The sequence below is a fragment of the Fructilactobacillus hinvesii genome, from assembly GCF_024029435.1.
Taxonomy (GTDB): Bacteria; Bacillota; Bacilli; order Lactobacillales; family Lactobacillaceae; genus Fructilactobacillus; species Fructilactobacillus hinvesii.
This window is the reverse complement of sequence record NZ_CP097118.1, coordinates 163,257-188,211: the sequence shown is the minus strand read 5'-3', so window position 1 is coordinate 188,211 and position 24,955 is coordinate 163,257. Positions and strand designations below refer to the sequence as shown.

General features: G+C 41.7%; 22 protein-coding genes. 9 read left to right on the top strand and 13 right to left on the bottom strand.

The window, feature by feature from the left end; genetic code table 11:
* Positions 1 to 332: 332 nt before the first annotated feature.
* Entirely contained in the window at positions 333 to 1,172 is an 840-nt protein-coding gene (locus M3M39_RS00885; protein WP_252797363.1) for a DegV family protein, read from the bottom strand.
* A 134-nt stretch (positions 1,173 to 1,306) separates the two neighbouring features.
* Here M3M39_RS00885 and M3M39_RS00880 point away from each other — a divergent pair, with 134 nt between their 5' ends.
* From M3M39_RS00880 to M3M39_RS00860, 5 genes are all read left to right on the top strand, one after another.
* Complete coding sequence (locus M3M39_RS00880; protein WP_252797362.1) at positions 1,307 to 2,527, top strand: MDR family MFS transporter; 1,221 nt, start codon at positions 1,307 to 1,309, stop codon at positions 2,525 to 2,527.
* On the top strand, positions 2,524 to 4,800 hold the full coding sequence (locus M3M39_RS00875; RefSeq protein ID WP_252797361.1) for an excinuclease ABC subunit UvrA: 2,277 nt from the start codon (positions 2,524 to 2,526) through the stop codon (positions 4,798 to 4,800). The genes M3M39_RS00880 and M3M39_RS00875 overlap by 4 nt, the downstream gene beginning before the upstream one ends.
* 74 nt (positions 4,801 to 4,874) lie before the next feature.
* Positions 4,875 to 5,045 (top strand): hypothetical protein, encoded by a 171-nt coding sequence (locus tag M3M39_RS00870; RefSeq protein ID WP_252797360.1) that lies wholly within the window; start codon positions 4,875 to 4,877, stop codon positions 5,043 to 5,045.
* Positions 5,046 to 5,047: 2 nt separating this feature from the next.
* Entirely contained in the window at positions 5,048 to 5,638 is a 591-nt protein-coding gene (locus M3M39_RS00865) for an N-acetyltransferase (RefSeq protein ID WP_252797359.1), read from the top strand.
* 131 nt (positions 5,639 to 5,769) lie between these two features.
* Entirely contained in the window at positions 5,770 to 7,185 is a 1,416-nt protein-coding gene (locus M3M39_RS00860; protein WP_252797358.1) for a glycoside hydrolase family 32 protein, read from the top strand.
* 66 nt (positions 7,186 to 7,251) lie between these two features.
* Here the strand turns inward: M3M39_RS00860 and M3M39_RS00855 are convergent, their stop codons facing one another.
* Both M3M39_RS00855 and M3M39_RS00850 read right to left on the bottom strand, forming a co-directional pair.
* Positions 7,252 to 7,515: a hypothetical protein gene (locus M3M39_RS00855; protein ID WP_252797357.1), complete on the bottom strand. Its 264-nt coding sequence runs from the start codon at positions 7,513 to 7,515 to the stop codon at positions 7,252 to 7,254.
* Positions 7,516 to 7,643: 128 nt separating this feature from the next.
* On the bottom strand, positions 7,644 to 8,477 hold the full coding sequence (locus M3M39_RS00850; protein ID WP_252797356.1) for a glycosyltransferase family 8 protein: 834 nt from the start codon (positions 8,475 to 8,477) through the stop codon (positions 7,644 to 7,646).
* A gap of 88 nt (positions 8,478 to 8,565) precedes the next feature.
* Here M3M39_RS00850 and M3M39_RS00845 point away from each other — a divergent pair, with 88 nt between their 5' ends.
* Together M3M39_RS00845 and M3M39_RS00840 are read left to right on the top strand one after the other, a co-directional pair.
* Positions 8,566 to 9,465, top strand: coding sequence for a phosphatase PAP2 family protein (locus M3M39_RS00845; protein WP_252797355.1), 900 nt, complete (start codon positions 8,566 to 8,568; stop codon positions 9,463 to 9,465).
* 69 nt (positions 9,466 to 9,534) lie between these two features.
* Entirely contained in the window at positions 9,535 to 10,350 is an 816-nt protein-coding gene (locus tag M3M39_RS00840; protein WP_252797354.1) for a methylenetetrahydrofolate reductase, read from the top strand.
* A gap of 67 nt (positions 10,351 to 10,417) precedes the next feature.
* On the opposite strand, the gene M3M39_RS00835 is transcribed toward M3M39_RS00840, so the two are convergent.
* The 10 genes from M3M39_RS00835 to M3M39_RS00790 all read right to left on the bottom strand — a co-directional run bounded on the left by M3M39_RS00835 (position 10,418) and on the right by M3M39_RS00790 (position 22,542).
* Positions 10,418 to 13,135: a lectin-like domain-containing protein gene (locus M3M39_RS00835; protein ID WP_252797353.1), complete on the bottom strand. Its 2,718-nt coding sequence runs from the start codon at positions 13,133 to 13,135 to the stop codon at positions 10,418 to 10,420.
* Between the two features lie 50 nt (positions 13,136 to 13,185).
* On the bottom strand, positions 13,186 to 14,043 hold the full coding sequence (locus M3M39_RS00830) for a WxL protein peptidoglycan domain-containing protein (RefSeq protein WP_252797352.1): 858 nt from the start codon (positions 14,041 to 14,043) through the stop codon (positions 13,186 to 13,188).
* On the bottom strand, positions 14,033 to 14,434 hold the full coding sequence (locus M3M39_RS00825) for a hypothetical protein (protein WP_252797351.1): 402 nt from the start codon (positions 14,432 to 14,434) through the stop codon (positions 14,033 to 14,035). Before M3M39_RS00825 ends, M3M39_RS00830 begins: the two co-directional genes overlap by 11 nt.
* 12 nt (positions 14,435 to 14,446) lie before the next feature.
* The gene (locus M3M39_RS00820; RefSeq protein ID WP_252797350.1) at positions 14,447 to 15,475 is read right to left on the bottom strand and encodes a DUF916 domain-containing protein; all 1,029 of its coding nucleotides are present in this window, start codon (positions 15,473 to 15,475) and stop codon (positions 14,447 to 14,449) included.
* A gap of 93 nt (positions 15,476 to 15,568) precedes the next feature.
* Complete coding sequence (locus tag M3M39_RS00815; RefSeq protein WP_252797349.1) at positions 15,569 to 16,267, bottom strand: WxL domain-containing protein; 699 nt, start codon at positions 16,265 to 16,267, stop codon at positions 15,569 to 15,571.
* A gap of 189 nt (positions 16,268 to 16,456) precedes the next feature.
* Positions 16,457 to 18,586: a cation:proton antiporter gene (locus M3M39_RS00810; RefSeq protein ID WP_252797348.1), complete on the bottom strand. Its 2,130-nt coding sequence runs from the start codon at positions 18,584 to 18,586 to the stop codon at positions 16,457 to 16,459.
* Between the two features lie 188 nt (positions 18,587 to 18,774).
* Positions 18,775 to 19,566, bottom strand: a complete 792-nt coding sequence (locus tag M3M39_RS00805) for a hypothetical protein (RefSeq protein WP_252797347.1) — start codon at positions 19,564 to 19,566, stop codon at positions 18,775 to 18,777.
* 24 nt (positions 19,567 to 19,590) lie between these two features.
* The gene (locus tag M3M39_RS00800; RefSeq protein WP_252797346.1) at positions 19,591 to 20,649 is read right to left on the bottom strand and encodes a DUF6287 domain-containing protein; all 1,059 of its coding nucleotides are present in this window, start codon (positions 20,647 to 20,649) and stop codon (positions 19,591 to 19,593) included.
* Positions 20,642 to 21,148, bottom strand: a complete 507-nt coding sequence (locus M3M39_RS00795; RefSeq protein WP_252797345.1) for a zinc-ribbon domain-containing protein — start codon at positions 21,146 to 21,148, stop codon at positions 20,642 to 20,644. The genes M3M39_RS00800 and M3M39_RS00795 overlap by 8 nt, the downstream gene beginning before the upstream one ends.
* A gap of 104 nt (positions 21,149 to 21,252) precedes the next feature.
* The gene (locus M3M39_RS00790) at positions 21,253 to 22,542 is read right to left on the bottom strand and encodes a LysM peptidoglycan-binding domain-containing protein (RefSeq protein WP_252797344.1); all 1,290 of its coding nucleotides are present in this window, start codon (positions 22,540 to 22,542) and stop codon (positions 21,253 to 21,255) included.
* A 417-nt stretch (positions 22,543 to 22,959) separates the two neighbouring features.
* On the opposite strand from M3M39_RS00790, the gene M3M39_RS00785 reads away from it, so the two are divergent.
* Positions 22,960 to 23,595: a helix-turn-helix domain-containing protein gene (locus M3M39_RS00785; protein WP_252797343.1), complete on the top strand. Its 636-nt coding sequence runs from the start codon at positions 22,960 to 22,962 to the stop codon at positions 23,593 to 23,595.
* A 99-nt stretch (positions 23,596 to 23,694) separates the two neighbouring features.
* Entirely contained in the window at positions 23,695 to 24,861 is a 1,167-nt protein-coding gene (locus tag M3M39_RS00780) for an ArgE/DapE family deacylase (protein WP_252797342.1), read from the top strand.
* Positions 24,862 to 24,955 lie beyond the last annotated feature (94 nt).

Here is a 24,955-nt window from a genome sequence, read left to right as displayed (position 1 = left end):
TTCTGGATCTTTTATCAATTAACTAACTATTCATCATTAACTATAGTATAGTTCTTGAGTGTTTTAAAATAAGAGACTTGTGTCTTTTGAGTGTACCTAAATTACCCATGTAGGTACACTTTTTTCTTTGAACATAGAAACCTTGGTACAGGTCCGTTTATTCCAACTGAAAGTTCAATATTTTTTGGGGTAATTTAAGTGGGGATTAGATAACCAACAATTTTAACCTTTATGTAAATAGTTAAAAATGGTTGCTAATTAACGAAAAAGCACTCTCATGGAATTAGAAATAGATCTAATTTTGTGAGAGCGCTTGGTTCTTATGCGTAAATTTAGTTGTAAATAATGGCAAATCCACCAGGACCGACGTGGGTCATAATGACAGGGCAGGTAAGGCGGACCAACACGTGAATGTCTGGGCGTTCTTCCTTAATGCGAGCGGCCACGGCGTCAACGTCTTCCGTAGAGTCCACGTAGGATAAGCCGACTTCCTTCACCTTCGGATCGTTAATTAAGGTTTCGGTGATTTCATCGCGGACCTTGTGCATTTTCTTAGCACCCCGACATTTGGCTACCATTACTAGTTGGTCGTCCTTTAGTTCTAAGACTGGTTTGAGTTGAATCAGCGAAGAGATGAAACCAACGGCACGACTAGCTCGGCCACCTTTAACTAGGTAATCAAAGCTGTTCACGAACACGTGCAGACTGATTTCTGGAATCATTGCCAAGACAGCTTTTTCAATTTCATCAGCGGTGTTTCCTTGCTTAGCTAATTCAACGGCCTTTAGTACTTCAAATGCCATGCCCCGGTCAGTAGATTGACTGTCAATGACGTGGATGTCACCTTCTACTTGTTGAGCCGCGGAGCGAGCAGTTTCAACCGTTCCACTGATAACATGGGTAAGATGAATTGAAATGATGCTACCCTTTGGATCATCCTTTAAGATTTTTTCGTAGGTTTCTACGAATTGACCCAAAGATGGCTGGCTAGTTTTGGGAAATTCCGTTTCGTCATCTTGTAGCATTTCGGAGAATTGCTGCCGGGTAATGTCCACGTTATCCTGATAAGTTTTACCTTCAAAGCTAACTTGAAGCGGGATGACATGGATGTCATTATCCTTAATTTCTTCGGGAGTTAGTTGCGCGGTTGAATCTGTGACGATATGAATCATAGTAAGCTTCCTTTCGTGAGATAATTTTTAGTTAAAGTAAAGATTAGTCAGTAACTCAAGTATCCATATTTTACCATTCTTTTGGTTGGGTTCGTTTCTTTTGAAACCCGTGAATTTGTGCGAGAATAGAAGTAATGACTAATTATTTAGGAGGGATTGTGCATGACACGCCTCGTTCAGAAATTCGGCTAACTTCAGTTTTAATCTATTCATTACTGCTTAATTCTGGAGCGGCATTAATGTGGCCGTTAACCACCGTTTACATGCATAACACACTCCACGAGTCCTTAACGGTCGCGGGAGTGGTACTGTTTATCATGTCTTGTTTCATGGTGTTAGGGAATTATCTTGGTGGCCGGCTTTTTGACCGCTGGTCCCCGTATAAAACTGCCATCATCAGTATTTCCATTGCACTGGCAGCGGTGGTAGTGCTGATCTTCTCCCATGGTTGGCCCATGTTTGCCATCATGTTATTTGTGTATGGACTCGGAGAGGGATCGAGTTTAACCCTGCTCAATGCCTATGCAGCTAAGGTTCGCAGTAAAAGTACCCGCCAGGTCTTCAATTCGGTTTACATCGGTGTGAACCTCGGAGTTGTAATCGGAACGGCTGCCGTTGGGTACCTGATGAAATATGGAGTTGGGGTGGTATTTACAGTTGCCTCATTTTTCTACATCATTTTATTGATTATGACGATTCTTGAGTTTAACGTGAAGTTTCCCCCAGTGCAAGCTCATGCACACCAGCACTCGGAGGATGGAGTTGACATGGGTCTTACTCCCAAGCCTAATCCACGGCTAATCTGGCTCATTTGTGGCATGGTCTTTTTTATTTATTTAAGTTACACCCTCTGGGAAAGTGTCATGCCAGTTCACATGCAGGACCTGCACATCTCCTTTGAACAGTACAGTTTAATTTGGCCCATTAACGGGTTGTTAATTGTAGTTGGACAGCCAATTGTGAACCGACTGGGGATGCATTTTCGGATGGTCCCCCAAATTTCCTTTGGCGTGACTTTGTTTGCGTCGACCTTTTTCATGTTAATTTGGGCCCGGCAATACCACTGGTTCATCATTATCATGATTATCTTGACGCTCGGAGAAATGAACGGGCTCCCAGCCATTCCGGCTTGGATTGATAGCCTTGCCGATCCGCGTTCCAAAGGACAATATCAAGGAATGTTTAACGTCTTCATGTCGTTTGGTCGTGCCGTCGGGCCTTTATTCGGTGGTCTAATGGTGGAATGGTTTAACTATCCCATTCTCTTTACACTGGCCGGCCTATCAATTTTGGGCTCCCTAGCCGCGGTTTTAATTATGAATCGCGCTTCTACATCATCACGGAGGAAAGCATGAAAAAACAACAGGTGGCAACTGAAATTGTTGTCAAAGATGCTCATCAAAACAACTTAAAGCACATTAGTTTGAACCTTCCTAAGCACGAAATTACCGTTTTTTTGGGAGAATCCGGTTCTGGAAAATCGTCGTTAGTCTTTGACACCGTGGCGGCACAATCCCGGCGAGAACTCAATGAAACCTTTCCTAGTTTTACCCAACAATACCTGCCGAAATATGGACAACCAGAAGTGGGCGAGATTGAAAACTTGCCCGTTGCCATCGCAATTGAACAAAAGCAACTAACGGGAAACGCCCGTTCCACTCTTGCTACTTACACTGGAATTTATTCCCTATTGCGACTGCTCTACTCGCGAATTGGCGATCACTTTGTTGGTTATTCGGAAGTTTTTTCGTTTAACCTCCCGCAGGGGATGTGTCCGAACTGTCAGGGATTGGGATACGTCGATGATGTGGACGAAAGTAAGCTCATTGATCCAGAAAAATCACTAAACGAGGGTGCGATTACCTTCGTCAGTTTTCGACCGGGTAGTTGGCGCTGGCGTCGTTATGGTGATTCTGGCTTATTTGATAACGATAAACCGATTAAGGATTACACCCCTGCGGAATACGAATTGTTGATGCATGCACCGAAACAACCGTTTCCAAACTCACCAGCTGCCTTTAAGAGCGCGGATTACGAAGGAGTCGTTCCGCGGATTGTTCGTTCTATTCTGCACAGTTCGGAAGGGAAACACCATCAAGCCGCCATTAACGAGGTGGTGACCCAACGCGAGTGCCCGGTGTGTCAGGGAGCCCGGTTAAACCAACAGGCACTGAGCGTTACCATTAATGACGTTAACATTGCCGCTGCCACTAAGATGAACCTGGTGCAATTTTTAGAGTTCTTGCAGGGCATTAAGGCAAAACTGGGTGATGAAATCATTCGTAGTTTAACGACTAAAATTAAACCCTTGATTGAGATTGGCTTGGGCTATCTTACGTTGGATCGGACCACTAGCACTTTGTCCGGAGGAGAAGTCCAACGAATTAAAATTGCTAAGCACCTGACGAATTCATTGTCAGACTTACTGTACGTGTTTGACGAACCAAGCGTGGGTCTACATCCGCACGACATTCAACTGATTAAAAAGGCCTTGTTAAAGCTGAAAGCGAAGGGTAATACGATTTTTGTGGTGGATCACAATCCGGCCCTCTTTGACATTGCCGATCATGTGGTCGAAGTGGGACCACAAGCAGGAGCAGCTGGAGGAGAAATTACCTTTGCGGGAACCTATCCGGAGTTACGATCATCAGAGACGCTTACCGGAGAATGGCTGCGTAAACCACATCAGTTGGCTACGCCCCAAGCTCCGCGTGATTTTGTGAGTTTGGAACACGTTTCGTTGCATAACCTGCAGGACGTGAGTGTTCGGGTGCCAATGGGAATTATGACCGTTCTATCTGGAGTGGCTGGTTCTGGCAAGAGCTCGTTAGCCTTGGCGTTAAAACGAAAGCTGAACGGTAATTACGTCGATTTAACCCAACAAGCCGCGGGGGTTAGCATTCGTTCAACGCCGGTAACGTATTTAAACTTGTTGAACCCGATTCGGCGTCTCTTTGGGAAAACCAATGGAGTTTCCACCCAGTTGTTCAGTTATAACGGGAAAGGAGCCTGCCCCCGGTGTAAGGGAAAGGGAATCACGATTACCGACATGGCGTTCATGGATCCCGTGAAACAAGTATGTGAACTGTGTGGTGGGAAACGTTATAGTCAAGAAGCGCTCCAGTATCAATACAATGGCAAGGACATCGCAGCGGTATTAGCCATGTCCGTAGATGAAGCAGTCACCTTCTTTGCGGATCAGCCTGATCTAGCAATGCCCTTACAACGACTCCAAGAAGTGGGGTTAGGATACCTAGGGTTGGATCAATCGCTTACGACGGTTTCTGGTGGAGAACTCCAGCGACTGCGGTTGGCGCAAACGCTGGGTGAAAACGGTCAAACTTACTTCCTAGACGAACCGACGGCGGGACTGCATCTAAAGGATACTGCTCAGTTGGTGCAACTGTTCCATCGGCTCGTGGCAGCTGGAAATAGCTTGATTCTGGTGGAACATAATCTGGATGTGATTAGCCAGGCAGACTGGTTGATTGATATCGGTCCAGGGGCCGGAATTTACGGTGGTCAGGTGCTCTACAGTGGGGTTCCAGAGGGAGCAATGAAGCAGGAAACTTCGTTGACGGGCCAGGCATTACGGGAGTATTTAAATGGTGACGAGCAAAGAAATTAATTGACTTTAAAAATTAATTACTCATAATTAATTGATAGGAGTTAAATTATTAATGCTGAAATGGAGGGATTAAAATGGCTGTTTCAAATAAAAATGAAAAAGTGATATCAATGAAGTCTAAACAAGATTTTGATAACTTGAAGAAGAAATTATTGGAACAAAAGTTTGATAGTCAATCACCCCAATTTTTAGATGATGTTAAAGCTACTCAACGTGCGCTTAATAAAGCGGCTTTTAGGATTTAAATTTGAATAAATTTGATAATATTGACGTTGCAGAAATAAATTCTTTTTTGTATGGACCGAATGATCTCAAAAATTTTAATTGTGGTAATCAAGCAATAAACCAGTTTTTAATTAATGATGCTTCTGAATCTGATAAACAATTTCAATCAGTAACTCAAGTGTTTTTTGAAAAGGACACTGGTGAAGTGATTGGCTTTTGTAGTACAGTTATTGATATTTTAAGTATTACCTATATGAATGATATTAAGTACTTTGTTTCTGATTATATTGAATCGGTACAAAATGGTTTAAGTGAAAATTTGAATGTACCAGTATTACATTTATTATTTTTAGGAGTTGACTTAAAATATCAACATTTACACGTTGGGACCGCAATTATTAATTATTTATTTGATAAATTTTCTGATGCTTATTTAAATGATAAAACTGGTTTGGCAGGGATAAAAGTTGATGCTTTTCCTGATGCAATCGAATTTTATGATAAATTTCGCTTCTTTTATCTAAGTGGCAGTGATAATGATTTTTCAATTCCAAGAAAAACATATCCAATGATAAAACAAGCTATTTCAATAATTAGTAGTCAGTATAAATAGAGGCTCATTGATTTGATTCAATCAGCCTTTTTTATTTTAGAATATGATACAAATGAACTAATTGTTTTAATAGGAAATTTAACGATGGGCTGTTAAAATAATTTAAATCATTCAACATGGAGGAAACGCACATGGAACTTGATCAGCACCGGATGCCCAAGGTTACCAACCCGCGGTTTCGTCTACACTATCACTTGATGCCACCGCAAGGATGGATGAACGATCCCAACGGCTTTACCTACTTTCAGGGCTATTATCACTTGTTTTATCAATATCACCCGTACGGCGTGGAATGGGGACCAATGCACTGGGGACACGCTCGCAGCCGGGATCTCGTTCACTGGGAAACTCTACCACCGGCGTTAGCGCCAGATAGTGAAGCGGATGAATCGGGATGCTTTTCTGGCAGTGCCATCGTGAAAGATGATCGTCTCTTTTTGATCTATACGGGTCACCACGTGCCTGATGAAACTCATCCTGATGATTTTTGGCAGACGCAAAACGTGGCGGTGAGTGACGATGGCCTTCATTTTTATAAATTAGCTACTAATCCAGTGATCTCCACGCCACCGACTGATAACAGTCAACACTTTCGTGATCCGAAGGTTTTTGAACGCGACGGGCAGTATTACCTAACCTTAGGGAGTCAAACGGCAGCTACGAAAACGGGTCGGGCCCTTTTATACCGTTCTGCAAACCTAATTGACTGGGAATATCAAGGGGTTATTACCGAAGCTACGGAACGTTCCACCGCGGGTTTCATGTGGGAGTGTCCGGATTTCTTCCGCTTGAACGGTCAGGATCTGTTGGTCCTGTCTCCGCAGGGAATTGAAGCTACGGCCAAGCAGAACTTGAACCTCTATCAAACGAGTTATGTGGCCGGCCAGTTTGATTTTCAAACGCTTAATTACCGCCACGATGAGCTACAGGAATTAGACCACGGGCATGATTTTTACGCGGCGCAAACGATGCTAGCTCCCGATGGTCGCCGCATTTTAATTGGTTGGATGGATATGTGGGAAGCTGAGTTTCCAGAACAAGCCGATGGCTGGGCAGGTGCCATGACGTTGCCCCGTGAGTTAACCTGGCGCCATGAACAGCTGTACATGTTTCCTGTCGCAGAAGTCCGTCAGTTACGAACCAAACAGGTTTTAAACGAGAACTGGCAGGGAACGAACCGGGAACTCCAAGTACCTGATCCACAACACCTAGAACTACGACTGCACGCGAACTTGACGGATTGGCAGGGACAGCAACTAACCCTGCGGTTTCAAGCCGGAGAGCAACAACTCCAAGTTACCTATCACAAAGACGATCACGAAATGGTGGTAACCCGAGCAGGACGTGATGCACAACGTTTTGCTCAGTTACGACCGCAGGAGGAATTGGACCTGCAAATTTGGACTGATACCAGCTCGGTGGAAATCTTTGCCAACCAGGGAGAAGCGGTTTTTAGTGAACGTTTTTATCCTACCACTTCACCTCAAGTTACCTTACAAACTGATCTTCCGCTCGCCATGCAAATTACTGGTTATAATCTTTACTAAAAAAACGGCTTAGGCATTATGCCTAAGCCGTTTTTCACCCGGAAGGATTTTTCACCCGGAAGGATTTTAGTTGGCTAACTGGTTGGACACTATTTCCATGGGAATCGCCGTATGGTGCTTGCGTTTGTCAGTGGTGAAGTAAACGTAGTCACCAATGCCGTAGTACCCAGCTCGGTCTGGACCCGTAACGGTCGCCCGACTAATCCGATTGTCGATCGCAATTACATTATTACCAATTACATTAGCAATAATCTGATTGCCATCGTCCTTAATGGCGATTTTCACCATTCCGACGCTCACGCTACGATAAACTGGTTCATTGTTGCGCATCAAGCCAGCCTCCTTTCTGATTCAGTTTTCAAACAACGGGCCAGAAGCACTTGTTCTGGCGCTCTCATTATAGCATGAAACGAACTAAAAACGACCGTCAAAATTAAGACGATCGTTTCGGTTACTGATTAGAATTGGGTGGTGACAATTTGTTGGTAGTTTAACCACAGCGATGTGTAAGGGGAACTGCTACCTGCTTGCCAGGGTTTTGGTTTTCCGCAGAAATGAATGATGCTGGTGTGCTTCATGACCCAGGCCATGTTTTCCTTTCCGCCACTCCGAGTCAGGTAGAGCAGGGACTTCCGTGCGTCAAAGTTCCATAGGTCTTCAGAAATCTCCTTGGTATTGTCACTATAAAGATAGTTTAGGATGTCTTGGTCGGGTAAAATTAGGTAATCGTGGTACTTTTCAATGGTATCTACAAGGTCTTTGACCCGAACCTTTTGGCGCATCTGATCTAAGTCCATCAACATCACCCCGGAATTAAAGTATCCGCCGTCGGTTCCCAGGCGTAAATTGTTAACGGACTGCATGATGTCGGTTAATCCTTTATGGACAGCTGCCGCAAACATTTTACCGTCTAAAGTAGTGTTCCATAGGGGCGTAATGTCGTTCACCACCATTAAATCTGGATCCAGGTAGAGAATTTTGTGGAGGTCCGTTGGGAGTGCATCGGCGCAGAGCAGGCGGAAATACATTTCTTGTGGGTAGTCGTAGGCACTGAGAAAGGACGGCGGTAGGTTTAAACGCTCGTCCATTTTAATTACGTTCAAATCAAGATTGAGGCGACCAGCATATTTTAACAAGGACTGCTTCGTTGCGTCGGCAATGTCAGACTGTAACAGCCAGATGCGAAAAGGAACAGTTGGATTGTTAAGGCGCAGTGAGTACAGCATTACTTGTAAGGGCTGGAGGTAGTTTTGGTTACTAGTTACTAGAATTTCAATTGGTTCGGTCGTCATGAGGAGCTCCTTTAGTTAGATTAACTTAATTATATTAATTTCTGTGGTTCTTTACCATGTACTTTAACTAAAAATCGGGAGGGTAAACGTGAATCAGCAACGAAAGTGGCTGCTTGGCAGTCTAGTTTTATTTGTCGTCTTAATGGGAATTGCTACTAAGCTGGATCTAACGCTTAGTCAGCGAGTGCTTAATTATCACAGTAACTGGGCCACGATTGGACAAACAGTAGGATCATTTCCGTTATACTTAGTGTTTATATTGAGTGGAGAAATTATGATTGCGAGTGCTTTTCGGCAATCTAATGCTTGGTTGGCTGGGCTAGGATTGGTTGTCGGGGTTACGTTATCTAGCTTGCAGTTGTTGCATTTCTTACGCGAAAGCAGTAACTATTTTGGAAAAGCCATGGCTAATTTGCAACATGGTTTACCAGTTGGTAGTCCTAATCCAGTTCCAGAGCAACGAGGATCCGCCTGGGGCTGGTTGTTACTCATTTTGTGGTTATTTTTGTACCTCGTAATAACGCTCTTAAGTCAGTGGTGGCTTAAACAGCAGTCCCCACAGAGACTGCAACAGCTCCTCATTATCGCGATTTTTGCCAGTTTAACGGCTTTGTTAGCGTTGGGAGCTAACGGGTTCCTTAAGACCATATGGGGACGTTATCGGCCGTATCAAGTTCAGGGACAGCTCAGCCACTTTACCAACTGGTATCAGATCAATGGGATTAATGGGCACTACTCTTTTCCATCAGGACATACGATGGCATCCACTTTAGCGCTAGTACTAGGGTGGTTTGTTACCGCCAAATGGCAGCGGACAGCGTGGTGGTTAGGATTGGGCTATAGTATTTTAATTGCTGTGAGTCGGCTGGTCATTGGGGCTCATTTTTTATCTGACGTTACCTTTTCGTTCTTTTTAACGGCAACCATTATTTACGTAATGAAGCGCTGTTTAATTAACTGTCTACGTTCTAACGGAGCCTTTGGTTAATGCCAAGGCTCTTTTTTCGTGGGTCATTTCAGCGTAAAATAAGGATGATTTGAAAAAGGAGGAGCTGTAATGACACCACCGTTTGGAATTGAAGTGTCTCCATTAGCAACGCCAATTGCCAACCAAAATTTCTTGGAAGCTAGTGGATTAGGAACGGAGCTGCGCCCTGACTTTGTCTCCGTTACCTGGGGAGTTGGAGGACAAACAAACTCCAGTGCATCATTGGACTTACTTCAAGCGTTAGTCAGAGAGCAAATATCAGTGATTCCCCATCTAACCGGTCTTTACAAGACGCCGATGGCCGTACGACAAGAGCTACAGGAATTAGAACGAATCGGGATAACGAAAGTGTTGGCACTACGAGGGGATCAAAATGATTGGCAAACGCCGACGGGCTATTTTCCCCATGCTACCAATCTCATCCAGTTTATCGATCAGCATAGTCAGCTGAAAGTTGGGGCGGCTGCTTATCCAGAACGACATCCTGAATCCTCTGATTGGGGAACGGAGCTCTTTTACCTACGGGCCAAGGTTCAAGCTGGCGCCCAATTTTTCATGACGCAGTTTTGTTTTGATTTAGACAAGATCTTCAGCTTAGTAGAGCGACTTCGGGATGTTGAGATTCAGGTTCCGGTAGTGGTGGGGGTCTTACCGTTGACAAGTACCACCCGCGTCCACCAGGCAGAGGCAATGTTAGGGCATTCTCTCCCGGATGCGATTCAAAAGCAACTGCAGGCCACGCAAACGGCTGCTGAATTCCGGCAGGTGGGAATTAACCTGGCATTAGCACAAATTCACAAATTGCAACAATTTGGACTAGGTGTGCAACTCTATTCCTTTAATGACTTGGAATTGATCCAAACCATCTTGCAGTCCTTAAATTAAAGTAAACTCAAAAGCGGCCCCAGCGAATTAATCGCTGAAGCCGCTTTTGACGTTGTAACCTGAAAACCTAAGGAGTTTCTGTCGAGTTAACGGTCCAATTAAGCGTTGCGCCGTAATCCTGAATTCCATTTTTGGTTCTTGGAGCATCAGGGGTCTTACGAACGTTTAATTTTAATCCATATTTATTGTTCCAATCTACACTCTTGAGGTTAGGAAGATCATCTCCAGAGGAGTAGACATTAACGTTGTCATTATTGCCTGGCGTTAAAGGATGTTTATCACCTTTCCCGTCAAAGTAAACTAACTGGAATGGTGATTCCTTGGCTCCAATGACATCGGAATTAATTAGTTGCCCTGCCACGCTTTCACTGTTGTCTTGAGCCTGGGAGAGACTAATTGAATATTCCTTCCGGTCGCTACCCTTTCGTGTATCCTTAATGGAAAGGGCTTGATAACCACGTTGAGGATCAATGGTTGGCGTTGTTTTAACCGGATTACCGGCTTCGTCAAAGGTATACGTATCCATTGGTAACATGTATGAGTTAGGGGCAAAGAACGCATGTGTTCCGTACTCAAAACTCATTGGCGCAATTTTTAAACTTCCTGCATTTAGGTTATAAACTTCTGTTTGTCCATAATACGTAGAAGTAATTGTGCTTCCTTGTGACTGACCGGTTAATTTTGGTGTACTTGCAAAGCTTTTTCCTTCGTTTTCACCCAAATTAACGTTAGCTGTGATGTTCTTCGTTGAGTAGGCATCTAACGTGGGGAGTCCTTTAATCACAATTTTTTTACAGTTTTTGTAAGTAGAACCGTCGTTCTGGGTGAGGTTATCATCACTTATGGTGTAGTGCAGGCCACTAGACTTGTCAGTAGCATCATAGGGGATATCTTGCCCCTCAAACTGTAATTTTAGATTAGCTGGATTATTTCCCTTTATACTTGGTAAGTAGAAGGTATACTGTCCATTGACTAGTGGGACTTGACTGAAGTTGTACAGTGGGATCCGATAGTTAATGTTGTCGTAATCTCTGACATTATTCAGGGTGTCAGACCAATCTTGCATCTGCTGGGTCACATTCTGCATTTGGTTATTAATGTAGAATGCAGGACGACCAGGGGGACGATGACTAGGAATGACTTGGACAGCACTAGATTCAATCGGAGTTTTATCGGCAAAGTTTGAACCAGACGCTTTCACCGTATTGATAACCGCTTGTTGGTTATCGTTAAGTTGATCCGAAACCAAGGCAGCTTTGAATCCATGTGATTGTGGCGTCGGACTCTCGGTATCTTTTTCGATTGGAGGAATATCTGGATAGAATAAATCTACGTCTTTACTTCCGTTCAACAACCGAAGTTGGCTTGGTAAATCGTCAGTAACATGAACATCGTACCAATGATTTCCAATGTTAGGATCTTTTTCATTATAAATACTATCGTAGTAATTATAGATATCTGATCTGTATAAGAAGATATCTCCCACATCAGCATCATAAATTTTATTTCTAAAGATCGGATATTTATTGCCATCATCAGCAGTAAATTGAGCATCAAATGGTAAGGCGTGCATTAATTCTTCCGTGGTTAATGAATGATCATCCGGAAGAAGCGCATCTGGATCATTTTTAGAGACAACCTTTCCTCCGTCTGCTTTACTAATCCGAAGGCCTTGTTGTCCCAGTTTAGTTAAGTCAGCTGCCGTTTTACTAACTCCAGGAGTTCCTGGGATATCAGAGGCAGAAATGGCACTAACCATATAATTATTCCCAGTGGAACCCGTCATTCCCCAGTATGCCGTTTTTTCTGGGCCAAATTTATCAGCAATGTTAATTTCTGGGGAATTCAATTTAACTTGTTGAAAACCATTGGTGTTTTTACTGGAGTCGGAATATCCAAAGGTTGCCGTGGCACTTCCAGTTTCGCCATCAGCTGAAGGGGTCCACTTATAAATAACTGGTTCCCAGCGTGGCTTATCTGGTCCAGAACTATCAGTTTTTCCTACTAAACTAGGGGCAGGAACGGCCCCATAATTTTTAGTCATTCCAGGGACCGGATTAAGAGAATCTGCACCCTCTGGAATGTTTTTAAACCAGTCCCAGTCTGTACTACCATAGTGATTAATTCCCATGTAGTAGGCCCCATCATATTTATGCACGTTGATATGATCGGCATCGGGAATTGTAAACGCTAAATGCGATTTCACTTGAGCATTACTAGGAATCTGGTAAGCATCGGTATAGTCTCCATTAAAGTACGGGTCAAATTCTAATGACATTGCATTTTTAATGTGATGGGAAGCATTATAGGCATCCTTAGCCCGACTTAATTTAACCCGATCCAATGCAAATTGTGGAATAGACTGTCGAAAATCACCATAAGCACCAAGCGATTCACCAATCGTTCCAGTGGCCACCGACCCCTTCTTGGTGGTATCCAATTGATCTTGATCATTTTGCAAGGTGAAAGTAAGACCATCAGCAGCTTCAGCAGGATTATCGGAAGCAATGTAAATGTAAAATTTTAAGGTAAATGGTCTAGTCAAATCAACTTTATTTTTCCACCACAAACCACGAGATTGACTTTTGGAATCATCTGTAACAACTTGTACGTTAGGATAATCAACCGCTGCCGGCGGATTATTTTTATAGGTGAAATTGCTCATACTTGGCCCTGATTCAGGTGGAGCTGGAATGTTGAGCTCATTACTGGCTTGTGCAATTGAAGAAGCTCCTGATAATAATGTACCAGTTGCCAGAAAAGCAAGTGCACCGCTAACCAACAATTGTTTTAATTTTTTGATCTTAATTACCTCCTTTCTTGGAAAATTTGTAATTAATTTAATGTTTGATTAATTGAAAGATGACGTGAAATATTCAACTTTTGATGATAACCCTGCAGTTTAATAATGACCTGGTAATTCCCCTTAGAAATTTTTTTCGGAGGTAAATCAAAGCGAACCTTAGAATTAGGAGCAATGTTAACGTTAGTTAATGATTTGGAACTAATTATCTGTTTGCCTTTTTTTAGAAATACTTTTCCTCGAAGATGTTGTAACAATTGGGGATAATCATTATTAACGCTGGCGATAATTGTTGCAGCAGTTGCTTCGGAAGCTACGTTTGCTTTATCGAAACGGAGTTTTTTTAGATTAGGGCGATTTTTCTGACCATTTAAAGACACACCCGTTACGAAGGTTACATCATTTTGAATGCCGTTCGCTTTGGTAACAGGGGCGGTGGCTGTAATACCACCAAGTGTGATTCCTTGATGCTGTCGCCCTGTATTAATTTGATAGGTCACAATTTGATTCGTATGCGGAGCAAGGGTGATGTGTTTAGTCCGGCTACCAATCACTTTATTAGTCAGACTTTGCTTCCCACGTGGTTGAGCCATTGAATTTGCGTAATTAATTGTCCCGTTTGCGGCAGTTACTGCGTTGTTAAAATGGGTGGTTACTTTCAGTTCACGATCACTATCATTGGTGATTAGTAACGGTAACTGATAGTTAGTATACGCTTTGGAACGGATGGCAAAGTAGCCAGCTCCTTTTTGCAATGGTAGTCTGCCTAGTTGAGGGGTAACAGAAAAGCTACTTGGCACAGTCTGCGCTTTAATCAAGGTTGGGAGACTCACAATCATGAGTGCCACGACGAGGGAGAATCCCCATCGAAAAAATCGACTATTCCGCATGACGATTGGATAATTTCTTAAGTTTAGTTTGAAATTGTCGATTAAGCACAATTAAACTAACTAAGAAAAGGACTAAAATCCCAGTCGTCGTAACTCCAATGTGTAAGAATTGACCTGTTTGGGGAAGTTCAGCCACTGGAGCTGGCTTTACACTAGCCATTGGGGCAGAAGTATCTTGTGGTTGTTGCTTGGGCTTTTTTGAATCAGTCTTTTGCTTGGGTTTGGGCTTTTCGTGATCATTTTTCTTGCTCACGCTTACCGCTGCCGTGCTTTTAGCTGAATCATTGCTAGCTTGGTTATCAGCATAAATGCTGCTAGTTCCAAAGACAATGGCAATTAAAGCGAGCCCTAAAACAGCAAATAAGAATGCTTTTTGTTTATCAAACTTCATCTAATCACCTACCTATTTAGCTTGGTCTTTAAGGAGTTCCTTTTGTTTCTTTTTCTGTCTGTAAATCAAGTATAACAAGAGCAAGATGATTAATAGAAGGGCAATCAGAAGAGCAATCCACCACCAGTTGTTATTGTTGTAAATTACTGAATCTTTGATTGAAACCGTGAAGTCTTTTTCAATTTTCCAGTGATTCCCATTTTGATCGTGGGCACGGAGACTCAAATGATAAGTCCCTGGTAGCAAAGCATTTTTTCCAAAATCATTTTGGGTTTGAAAGTTTGAGTTAGGAGCCATGCTCAGCTGATATAGCTGATTCTTGGAAAGTGTTTTCTTGGGATTTCCCTTCCGGTAAATGCGGTCCTTAATCTCAAGTCCTTTAATCGTCGTTGGACGTTCGTTTGCTAACTTGGTATTAATGATTGTTTGCGATCCGCTCTTGTCCGGTTTGATACTTGGGACAGTCAGTTTAGGATTAACTTTTTTATCCTGGGACTTGATCATGACAGGCATTACCAAAGCCATTTTGTTATTGATGTTGATGTTGTTGGCATTGACATTGTCATTCCGATTTTCTGTCTTAACGTACAGTGCCCCGAGAATAACCCCCTTATAATCCTTTTTGGGAGGGTTAACCGTAAAACTAACCGTTTTGGTTCGGTCAGCAGGAATCGTGACCTTCTGCTTTTTTTCTGTAATTAGATCCCGCATTTTATATTTTAACGTTTTATCGTAAGGAACTTTACCAGGTTTGTAGGTAATTGATCCTTCCTTAGACGTGTAAGCGGTGGTTGGTTCGATTGTCAAAGTTTGAGAATAGTTAGCCAGGTTAGCCAAATCAATTGTAATGGTTTGTGGTTCTCCAGGTTTGGTTTTGAAGAAGAATGAACCACCTTTGTCAATTTGAGTTGCCGGGTAGTTGGGTTTGACTGCCACTCCCGGACCAGGTGTGGCATTGGCAGTTGGAACCAACCAAGCAAGCAGGAAAGCAAAACTGGCTACTCCAAGGAGTAAACTTAACTTATGGTGTTTAGAAATCATAATCTTCCTCTACTTTAATATTGATTAGTAAAAAAGGGAAACACTCATAATTGATAAGTGGTTCCCTTTTTTTGAAACTATTGCAACTCGAGCTTATTTGTTATCTGGAGTTGGGTTAGCAGTGGTTCCAGCAGTTAATGTCCAAGTGATAGGAGCATCGTATGCACCGGCTGGTGTGTTAGCAGGAACGTCTAAGCTGGCAACCCGGTCACCTTGTTGGCTGTAGTCAATGTCAGTAGTACCAAGACCTTGGTTAGCAGTAGCGGTAATAACGTTAGCACCGTCACCACCAGAAACAATCTTAGCGTTAGGGTTAACGGAAACACGAGTGTTTTCACTGTTCTTGTAACCAGTGTTCTTTAAGTTAACTGCCCAAGGTGAAGTAGTAGCAGCACCACCATTTTCGTTGGTGAAGTTACCTAATTGAGCGTTTAGAGTCCAACCGTTTTGAGCGTCAGTAGTGTTCCGACTGTCAGTAACGGAAAGTTGGCTCTTACGGTTACCAGTGTTGTTGTCCATCAAACCTTGAGTTTGGTTCTTGGTTGATTGACTAGTTGGGGTAAAGTTCAAGTCAGGAACTTGGTTTAAAGTCAAGTAACCAGTTTGAACAGCCACGTGGGCGTTTGAAGTTGCAGCAACACTACCAGTCTTAGAGTTCATAGTAGTGCTAGTATTAGCTGGCAAATCGGCATTGCTGATTGGGTCAGCGTTAACAGCAGGTGCTGCAGCAGCTAAGCCAAGTACAGCGGCAAAAGAAGCGATTCCACCAAGAACAAGCTTGTTTTTCTTCATAATATGAAGACCTCCTAAAATATTTAAATATTGGTATATCCCAAAATTAGGACACACAAGAAATAACGCACTTTAAAAGTACACTATTATTATAACTCATTGGGAATAAAAGTACAGCAAAAATTATAATTTGTTTCAATTTAATTGCCCATCCACATAAAAGGATGCTATTGAAAATTGAATTAATTTTTAATCATTTTCTCTTTTATATTCATTTAACAAAATTGTTTCTTCATAGTTGACATTTTGGCGTAAGTGTAAGCCCATGTTACGGGAAATATGGCCGTTATCAATGAGGGTTTCAATTGCTTTGCGCTGTGCTTCCAATGACTGGGTTTGGAGTTCTAGCACTTCTCGCTCATACTGTTCTTCTTCTTGTTTCGTATCACCAAATGACTTGGCTTTTTGAACTTGATTTTGGTAGTAAACTAGGAGAAAATGAACGTTTTGAGCTGAAAAATCCTTGCGGTTAATGTCATCCCGGTTTAAGAAGGTGTTAATCGCTTTGATGGCTCCCTGGGAGGCCACTCTTTGGACTAACCGTAAATCATCCTTTGTTTTTTGGGTCGCCTGTTGGTTCCACTGCCAGAACTTCAAGAGGTGAATGATCCTAGTCCACAGACTGATGTGTTGTACTTTAATCCGTGACTGCTTGGATCCGGTTGCTTGCGATAGGCGATACTCATCTTGATTTAAATGTCGGGTTGCAATCCAGTAAGCATCAGGCCCAATTAGTTTTTGTTGGTATAATTCCTCAATCGAATTACGTTGTCCCTTGAGTGCTACCCTTCGTAGGGCAATTGTTTCGTTGAAGTTTTTGGTAGTTTCAGGACGATTATTGAAGCGTCGCTGTTGTTTTCTGATGGCTACTTCGTAGTCCATGATGATGTCAAAGACGGCCCGCTGATTTGATTCCGTTTTGTTGGACTCCAAGTAGGCAATCGCTGAGTTCATCATATAGAGTTTAGCAACCGCATAGCTGACATAGGAACTGTTCTGCTTCTCATTTTCCTCTTCATTGTCGTCTTCTGGTTCATCGTCCTTAATGCTGGAAGCTCGGGTTTTAATCGTTCCTTGGCCCGGGGCAATTAGGGGGAGGGTGATGGACGCGGCTACCAAACTAATTACAATGACTCCAGCAGCAATAAAAAGCATCAGAGCGCGATCCGGGAAAGGGGCTCCAGTATCAATCACGGCGGGAACAGAAAGTACTCCAGCCATGGTGATTGCACCACGAACTCCAGAAAGCCCAGCGAGCAATCCAATCTTAAATTGCGGCTTCTTCCTTTCCCGCTTCGTTACGTAGTATGAGAATGATTGGTAACCTAAAATCCAAACCACCCGAATGATTAAAATCATCAGCCAGATTAAAAAGGCATAACCAATTGATTCCAGAGTTCCATACTTATTGCCCTTGATCACACTCTGCATTGCAATTGGGAGTTCAATTCCAAGAATCAGAAAGACAACCCCATTTAAGCAGTAAACGATGATGTCCCAAGTGCGGTTTGTTAACAATGTGATTTCTGGGGTTTGACCAGTGACCCGCTTACTCTGTAAGTGATCTAGAATTCCGGCGGTCACCACTGCAATTACTCCAGAGGCGTGCAGATAATCTTCGGCTACCACGTAAATCAAGAAGGGGGTCAAGATTTGGAGCACCACACTAAAAATGGCGTCGTGAAAGTGGATGCTATCGAGTTTATTTCTAACCCACAATAGGACTTGCATTAAAAGCCATCCGATGAAGAGTCCCATCAGTGACATGTAGATAAAGTCTCCGGCGGCTTTGTAGAAAGAAAAGTAGCCAGTTACGACGGCCACAATCGCATATTTAAAGGCAATTAGACCACTGGCATCGTTGATAAGACTTTCTCCACTAACCAAGTGCAGGATACTTTTCGGCAGGTTCACTCGTTTGGAGATTGATTGTACGGCTACCGGATCGGTGGGAGACAGGATGGCAATCAGAGCGAAACAAACTGCCAACGGCATTGACGGGATTATCCAGTTGACGATGAAGCCACCGACGATCGTGGTTAAAAAGACCAGCCAGATGGCATTTTCAAAAATTGGTCCCCGTAGTTCCCAGAGCTCCTTTTTAGGAAAGTCACGACCGTCATTAAACAGTAACGGCGCAATAAACAGTAGGAGGAACCAGGTAGTATCTAGATCAATTTTGAAGTCGAAGAGTAATGCCATTCCGACCCCGAGCACGATTTGAATCAAGCTAACGGGCACAATTGTAATGTAGTGACTAGCAACGTTGGAAATTAAAACCAAACCGAGCAAAATGAGCACGGCTTCTAAAATGTGCATGGCAATTCCTCCTATATAAAAGTAATTAACAATTTAATTATACCGGAGGAAGGCGAGTTTATGAAATTTATGGAAGGAATTAAGCTGTAAAATTAAATTTTCTACTTATAATTAATCCATAAAAAAGACCTAGCACAATGATTAGTCATGCTAGATCCTAAATGATTATCTTTAAGGTTAAATCAAACTTATGGTTTAAGAATGGCGTATGCTTCACCAATCGCATCTTCGGCTTGCTTGCTATCAGGAACAACAAAGGAAACTTTAGGGTAATCCGCAAAGTTAGTCAGGATGTCAAAATGCCATTCATAAATGTCATTAGTATCAGACTTACCGCTCGTATGAGCAAAAAGCACGTTTCCAGAGTTAGATGATGAAGTTGCAAATCCATTACTTCCAGACCAAAAATTTGCCTTACCACTACTGTGCCCAGAACCAAATCCAGTTGTGTTGGTGCTGGATACTGTATGAGAGCCAACGTGAACTCGTTCTCTAGAAACTTCTTTAATGTTTTCATCGTTGTAAGCGACTAGCAGACCAGATCCGAGTTCGTAGTAAAAGAATTCATTGCTGTTGTAAACAAGCCCTTTACTTCCTGCTACCATTGATCGCCAATTATCAGTCATAATTTTCTGAGTGGCTTTTTCAATTAATTTTGTATTGTATTTTATATATTCTTGATCGTATTCGTCAGATATCTGATTAAGATTAGTTTTAATCATATTAGCGAACAATCCTTTTTTACGCATGAAATAAGCTAAAATTAGAAGAAAAATTCCCCAAAAATAAATAACCGTTGAAAGGCCAAGCACAATTGCTGCAATCATGCCGTATTTTAGCCATTTAAGCTCTGTATCAGTTTGTTTTTTTACTTTATGATATTTTTGAAGGAGGGGCTTCCCTGTTTCAGAATTTTGAAATGCTACCATCCCTGTAAAATTAAATAAATTAAATTTTTGTGGTAATTGTAGTTCGTCCATTAATAAATTCCTTCCATTTACTGATTACTGACGGTAATAAGCCTGGCTGGCATAACCAGTTTGTCCGCCACCAATAATTAATCGATCCTTATTCACATTAGAATCATCCTGATCACCTGCTTTTTGTCCTTTGGGAACAATCGCAAGTGGTTCAAATGCACCCGGCGTTTGGGTATCAAAGGTACCAATCCCGCTCATCAAATAGCCATTGCTCATACTTCCGGTTCCAATAACAGTCTTGTGACCGTTTGTATCGTGATTTTCAACGACGGCCCCTTTTTTGTACATCACATTAGAATCATCTGGTTTGTCTTCCACTTGGTTAGTAACCGTAAAGGAATCGCCAGCTTGATTCTGCCATTTTCCAACCAAACTACTAAAGTTATTATTCATTAATTGATTTAGATTAAACTTTGAACTAGCTTCTTGTTTCGGTTGTTGATCTGTTTTGGCTTGCTCCTTAGTAGCATTCCCGGACTTTTTAGCATAAACAGTTTTGACGTTGTTATTACTGGTCCAAACAGAGATTAAGTCTTGTTGGTTAGCGGTCTTGCTACCATCCTCGTTAAAGTCGGTGGCATTACCTTTTGGATAAAAGGTAATGATCCAGTTAATTGGGGCACTATCCTCGTCTTTTAATTGAGCTTGAAGTTGTCCATTTGCATCAATGAAACCCAAATCGTGAGTACCATTGTGGTCAGTCAACTTAGTGCCCTGCATTGTGATGTCAGTAGTTCTAAGTTCATTTTGGGTAACGGTTAATTGATCCTGACCACCACTAACGTAGGTAGGACCATTGCCATCATGATGATTCTCAACCCGACCCACTTCTTGCCAATCTCCAGCGATACTTTGATAATTTCCTTTCTGAATTTGTTGCAAGTTCATTGATTGCTCAGTTGGAGTCTTTTGCTTGTCGGCTTGCTTTTTATTATTCATTTTTTTTGAATCTGATTTTTTAGTTGCATGAGTGGTAGTAGAACTGGATTTTGAATCGGACTTACTCTGACCCTGACTACCACAAGCGGTTATAGTTAAGAGGGTCACACCGGCAACTGCTAATAAACTAATCTTTTTATTCATCATCTTTTGTAAATTTTTCTCCTGATAGGTCGAATGACTTCCGATCTTTAGATAGAGTGGCAACGGCTTTGGTCTTCTTGCCGTTGATTTTTCCATCTAGCTTTAGCTGGTCGCCATCAATTTTGTAAGTGCCTTCGTCTCCTTGGTTATCGGTAAATTTATTACCTTTGAACATTACTTTTTCTTTCACGTTTGTGACAATTAAGTTAGTACTATGAGAGTAAGAGCCGTTAAGTTGTTCAGGTTTAAACATAAAAATGACAACCCCCACAATTACGATAAAAGCGAAAAGACCGATAATCCATTGAAGACTGGGTTTTTCTTTTATCTTGTCCCACGTTGATTTAGCGGCACGGTCCCATTCATCTTTAACGGTTGAAGCGGACTTTGGTGGTTCTGATTTGACCGTTTTTTTGACTTGAGGTTGAACTGATTGACCACAGTTAGGGCAAAATTTTTGTCCAGGGTTGAGTTCTTGACCACAATTAGTACATTTCATTATGAAAACTCCTTTAGAAACAAAAAGAATTTACCTAGGTTGAGGAAATTCTTTTTGCAGATTAGTAAAATTACTTTTTTCTAGTATTGAATTTTTTATTTAAACTAAGCAGTGTAGTAAGTCACGGTATATTCAACTGTAAATGTACCGTTTCCATTATTTTTGAAAGTGAAACTGGTAAGCTCTTCTTTTACAAGATTAGCATTTCCTTCTTGTTCCCAAAGTTGGTCAATAACTTGTTCATCTGATGTAAATACGCCCTTTAATGGTAAGTTTTCACTACCGCCACTAATTGTTCCTGAGCTTTGGGGATTTACTGGATGATTTTTCATTCCAGCATTTGCATTGTCATCGTCAATTTTAGCTTGTAATGCTGCTTTTAAGCCTGCTTCAGTTGGAACATACTCAGTAGATTGTCCATTGTTTTTATTGTCAGACGGGTTAGTTGGTTGACCTTGGTTACTATTTCCATCATTAGTTGGGTTGCTAGGGGTATTATTTTGTCCCTGGTTTCCTTGATTTGGAATTGGTTCTTGACTTGGCTTATCAGTGTTAGGAGTACCTGGAGTAGGAGTTGTAACGGTGCTGTTTCCAGTATTTGGTTGACTAGGAGCACCGTTATTTTGACTTGGAGTTTGGGTACCATTATTAGCGTGCAAACCATTATCTACGGGAGTGGAGGGCGTACTTTGACTGCCTTGGTTTGGAGTAGGAGTAACTCCACCTTGAGTTTGGTTACCGGTTTGTGCTGGAGCAGGATTTGTTGATGTTGGTTGACCATTTGATTGTGGAGCTGGGTTAGCTACTCCAGAATTAGTGGTTGCACTATTTTCGTGAGTATTAGTTCCTGAAACAGTTGTACCAGCATTGTTAGTAGCAATTGGAGCTGGTGCAGTTGTTTGGGAACTAGTCGAGGTTGTTGCAGCTTTTGAATTAGCCGTATCGTTATTAGTGGTTGCAACGTTTCCTTTGGTAATAGTTCCTTGTTCGTTAGTAGTAGCAGGAGTTTGATAGTTAGAACCTGTAACTACTTGAGCAGCTTTCGTTCCATTGGTGGTTGCTGCTTGGTTCCAACCTGCGTAGATGCTTTCACCTGGTTTTCTGGTGTTTACGGGAATAGTGATTTGAGCACCTGCATAAATTAAGTTAGCATCGGGCAGCTTGTTTAAATCGGCAATGTCTTTAACGGTGCTGTTGTAAGTAACAGCGTATTGAGAAACCGTATCACCAGGTTGAATTGTAATTGTTTTTTGGACTGGTTTATCTTTAGCAGTTGTTTTAGTCGTACTACCAGTGGAAGCGTTAGTAGTAATGCTGTTAGCTGTGACAAATACTCCTAGAGCAACAGAGCTCAAGAGTAATCCTGTTAGTAAATTTTTTTTATTCATATTCATAACAAAACCTTCCTTATGAGAAATTTTCATGGTCATGTGTAGACTTTAATGCAACACTAGTTGTTAAAAACAATTCACTTTCATCAGCATTTAGTTCATAGGAAATTAGTTTACCAAGGGTCTTCGAAAAGGAAGTTTTCTGATTAGTAATGCTAGATAAATAACGATCTGTTATTCCTAGTGACTTGGCGAGGTCTTTAGACGTTTTTCCTGTCTGCCGAATGCGTCGTTTGAAATCGTGAGGATCTTTGACAACTAGACTCATCTTTTCCTCCCTCCCACGTTCATTATAAATTTATGTTGAAATAAAAACAACATAAAAAATGCAGATAACTTCAACTATAATGAAGTTTCTTCAACACTGCTTTAAAATTAATGCATGAACCTGATAATAAAACTAAGGGAAGGATGCTTTGCATGGCAAATGAACGTTTGGGTGAGTATTTAAGACAAGAACGAACAAAGCGGAACTACTCAGTTCGGCAATTAGCCTTGCAAGCAGATGTCTCTGCTTCATACATATCTAGATTAGAAAATGGGCGTACTACCCACGAAATCAAGCCCAGTACTGTGAAAAAATTAGCCAACGGATTACGGATTGATGAGCAAACGTTATTGCGCCAGGCAGGTTTTAATCCTGCGTATGATCAGGATAATCAACAACAACCCGTGTTTCAGCTGCCACTTTTAAAAAATCCACTCGTAAAAAATAATCTTGATCATCCTGATAATCTCATTTGTTACCTGCCTTTTTTGAAATCACAAGTTGACGTTAACAGTAAGTATCTGATTCGGTATCCAATTAAGCGGTGGCCCTCTCGAATGGGGCAGGAATCCTTGCTGATTTTAACCGAATTTGAACAGGTCGATAATTTGATTAATCAAATGGTGGTATTGGTGCAGGATCAGCAATTTTATTTAGGGCGGTTACGCAAATGGCAGAATCACCTGTTTATGGTAGATGAGAATGCTAATTTAACGGAGATTAAAGTGCAACGAAATTTGAAGCGCCACCTGTTTCACGTGTCCTTGATGTTAGATAAATATAACTAAAAAGCAGACTCGCATATGAGCCTGCTTTTAAATTTATGGTTATTGAATTTGCTATAATTTAGCTGATTGGTAATTAGAGTTTACAAAGGACTGGGAATAATGGATAAAAACGAAAAATTACAAATTTTAAGTGATCTGGTGGCCATTAATAGTGTAAACGGAAACGAACTAGAAGTGGCCGAATACCTACAAAAGTTATTACAGCAACACGATATTCAGTCTAAAATCATTCCGTTAGAAAATGACGAAACACGAGCTAATTTAGTGGTAGAATTAGGGAATCAAAAACCAGTTTTAGCAATTACTGGACACATGGATACAGTTGCCGTTAACGATGATTGGGACACTAATCCATTCCAAATGACGGCTAAAGATGGCAAATTATATGGTCGAGGAGTAACTGACATGAAAAGTGGGTTGGCAGCCATGGTAATTGCCATGATTGAACTCAAGGAAGCGGGAACGCTAATTCCAGGTACGATTCGACTGTTAGCCACGGCGGGGGAAGAAGTTGATATGCCTGGAGCTGAAGCTTTAGAGAAACAGGGATATATGGATGACGTTGATGCTTTGCTAATTGGAGAGCCCAGTGGTTATCGGATTGCATATGCTAGCAAGGGTGAAATTAACATCACCTTTAAATCCCAAGGAAAAGCTGCTCACAGTTCAATGCCTGAATTTGGATTGAATGCAGCTCAACAATTGATTGAATTTTGGAATCAACTGAAAGCTGATTTGGATCACAAGGATAGCACTGTGAAGAATCACATTCTTGGTAACGATGTTTATAACATTGACGTCATTCGGGGAGGTAACCAGGCTAATACTATTCCAGCGGAAGCTGAGGCACTAGTTAATATTCGGACTGTTCCGGAATTTAACAATCAAACGGTTATGGATATCATTGATAAGCGAGTAGCTGCTTTTAATGCTGAACAACCAGCAGATGGAAAGATTTCCCATGAAATGGGTATGAACATTATTTCTGTTGAAGGTGATGCTAATTCTACGTTAATTCCCATGATCCAAAAACTAGTAAAGGATAAGGTTGGAATTAATGTTCCAGTTATTGGAATTCCTGGGGCAACGGATGCATCAAAGCTTTTGGTAAAACATCCGGTTGGATTCAATACGGTTGTTTTTGGACCGGGAAAAACAGAAATGGCTCACCACAAGAACGAGTATTGTGATGAAAACATGTACTTAGAGTTTACAGAATTATACCGTGACCTCTTTCCTAATTATCTAGCCACGTTAGCAAAATAGTTATAATTATAGTTTCGTAATATTAAAAAGCGCGTAGCGTGAATTTAGCTCTAAAACTAAATTCCAGTTACGCGCTTTATTTATTATTTTGCTT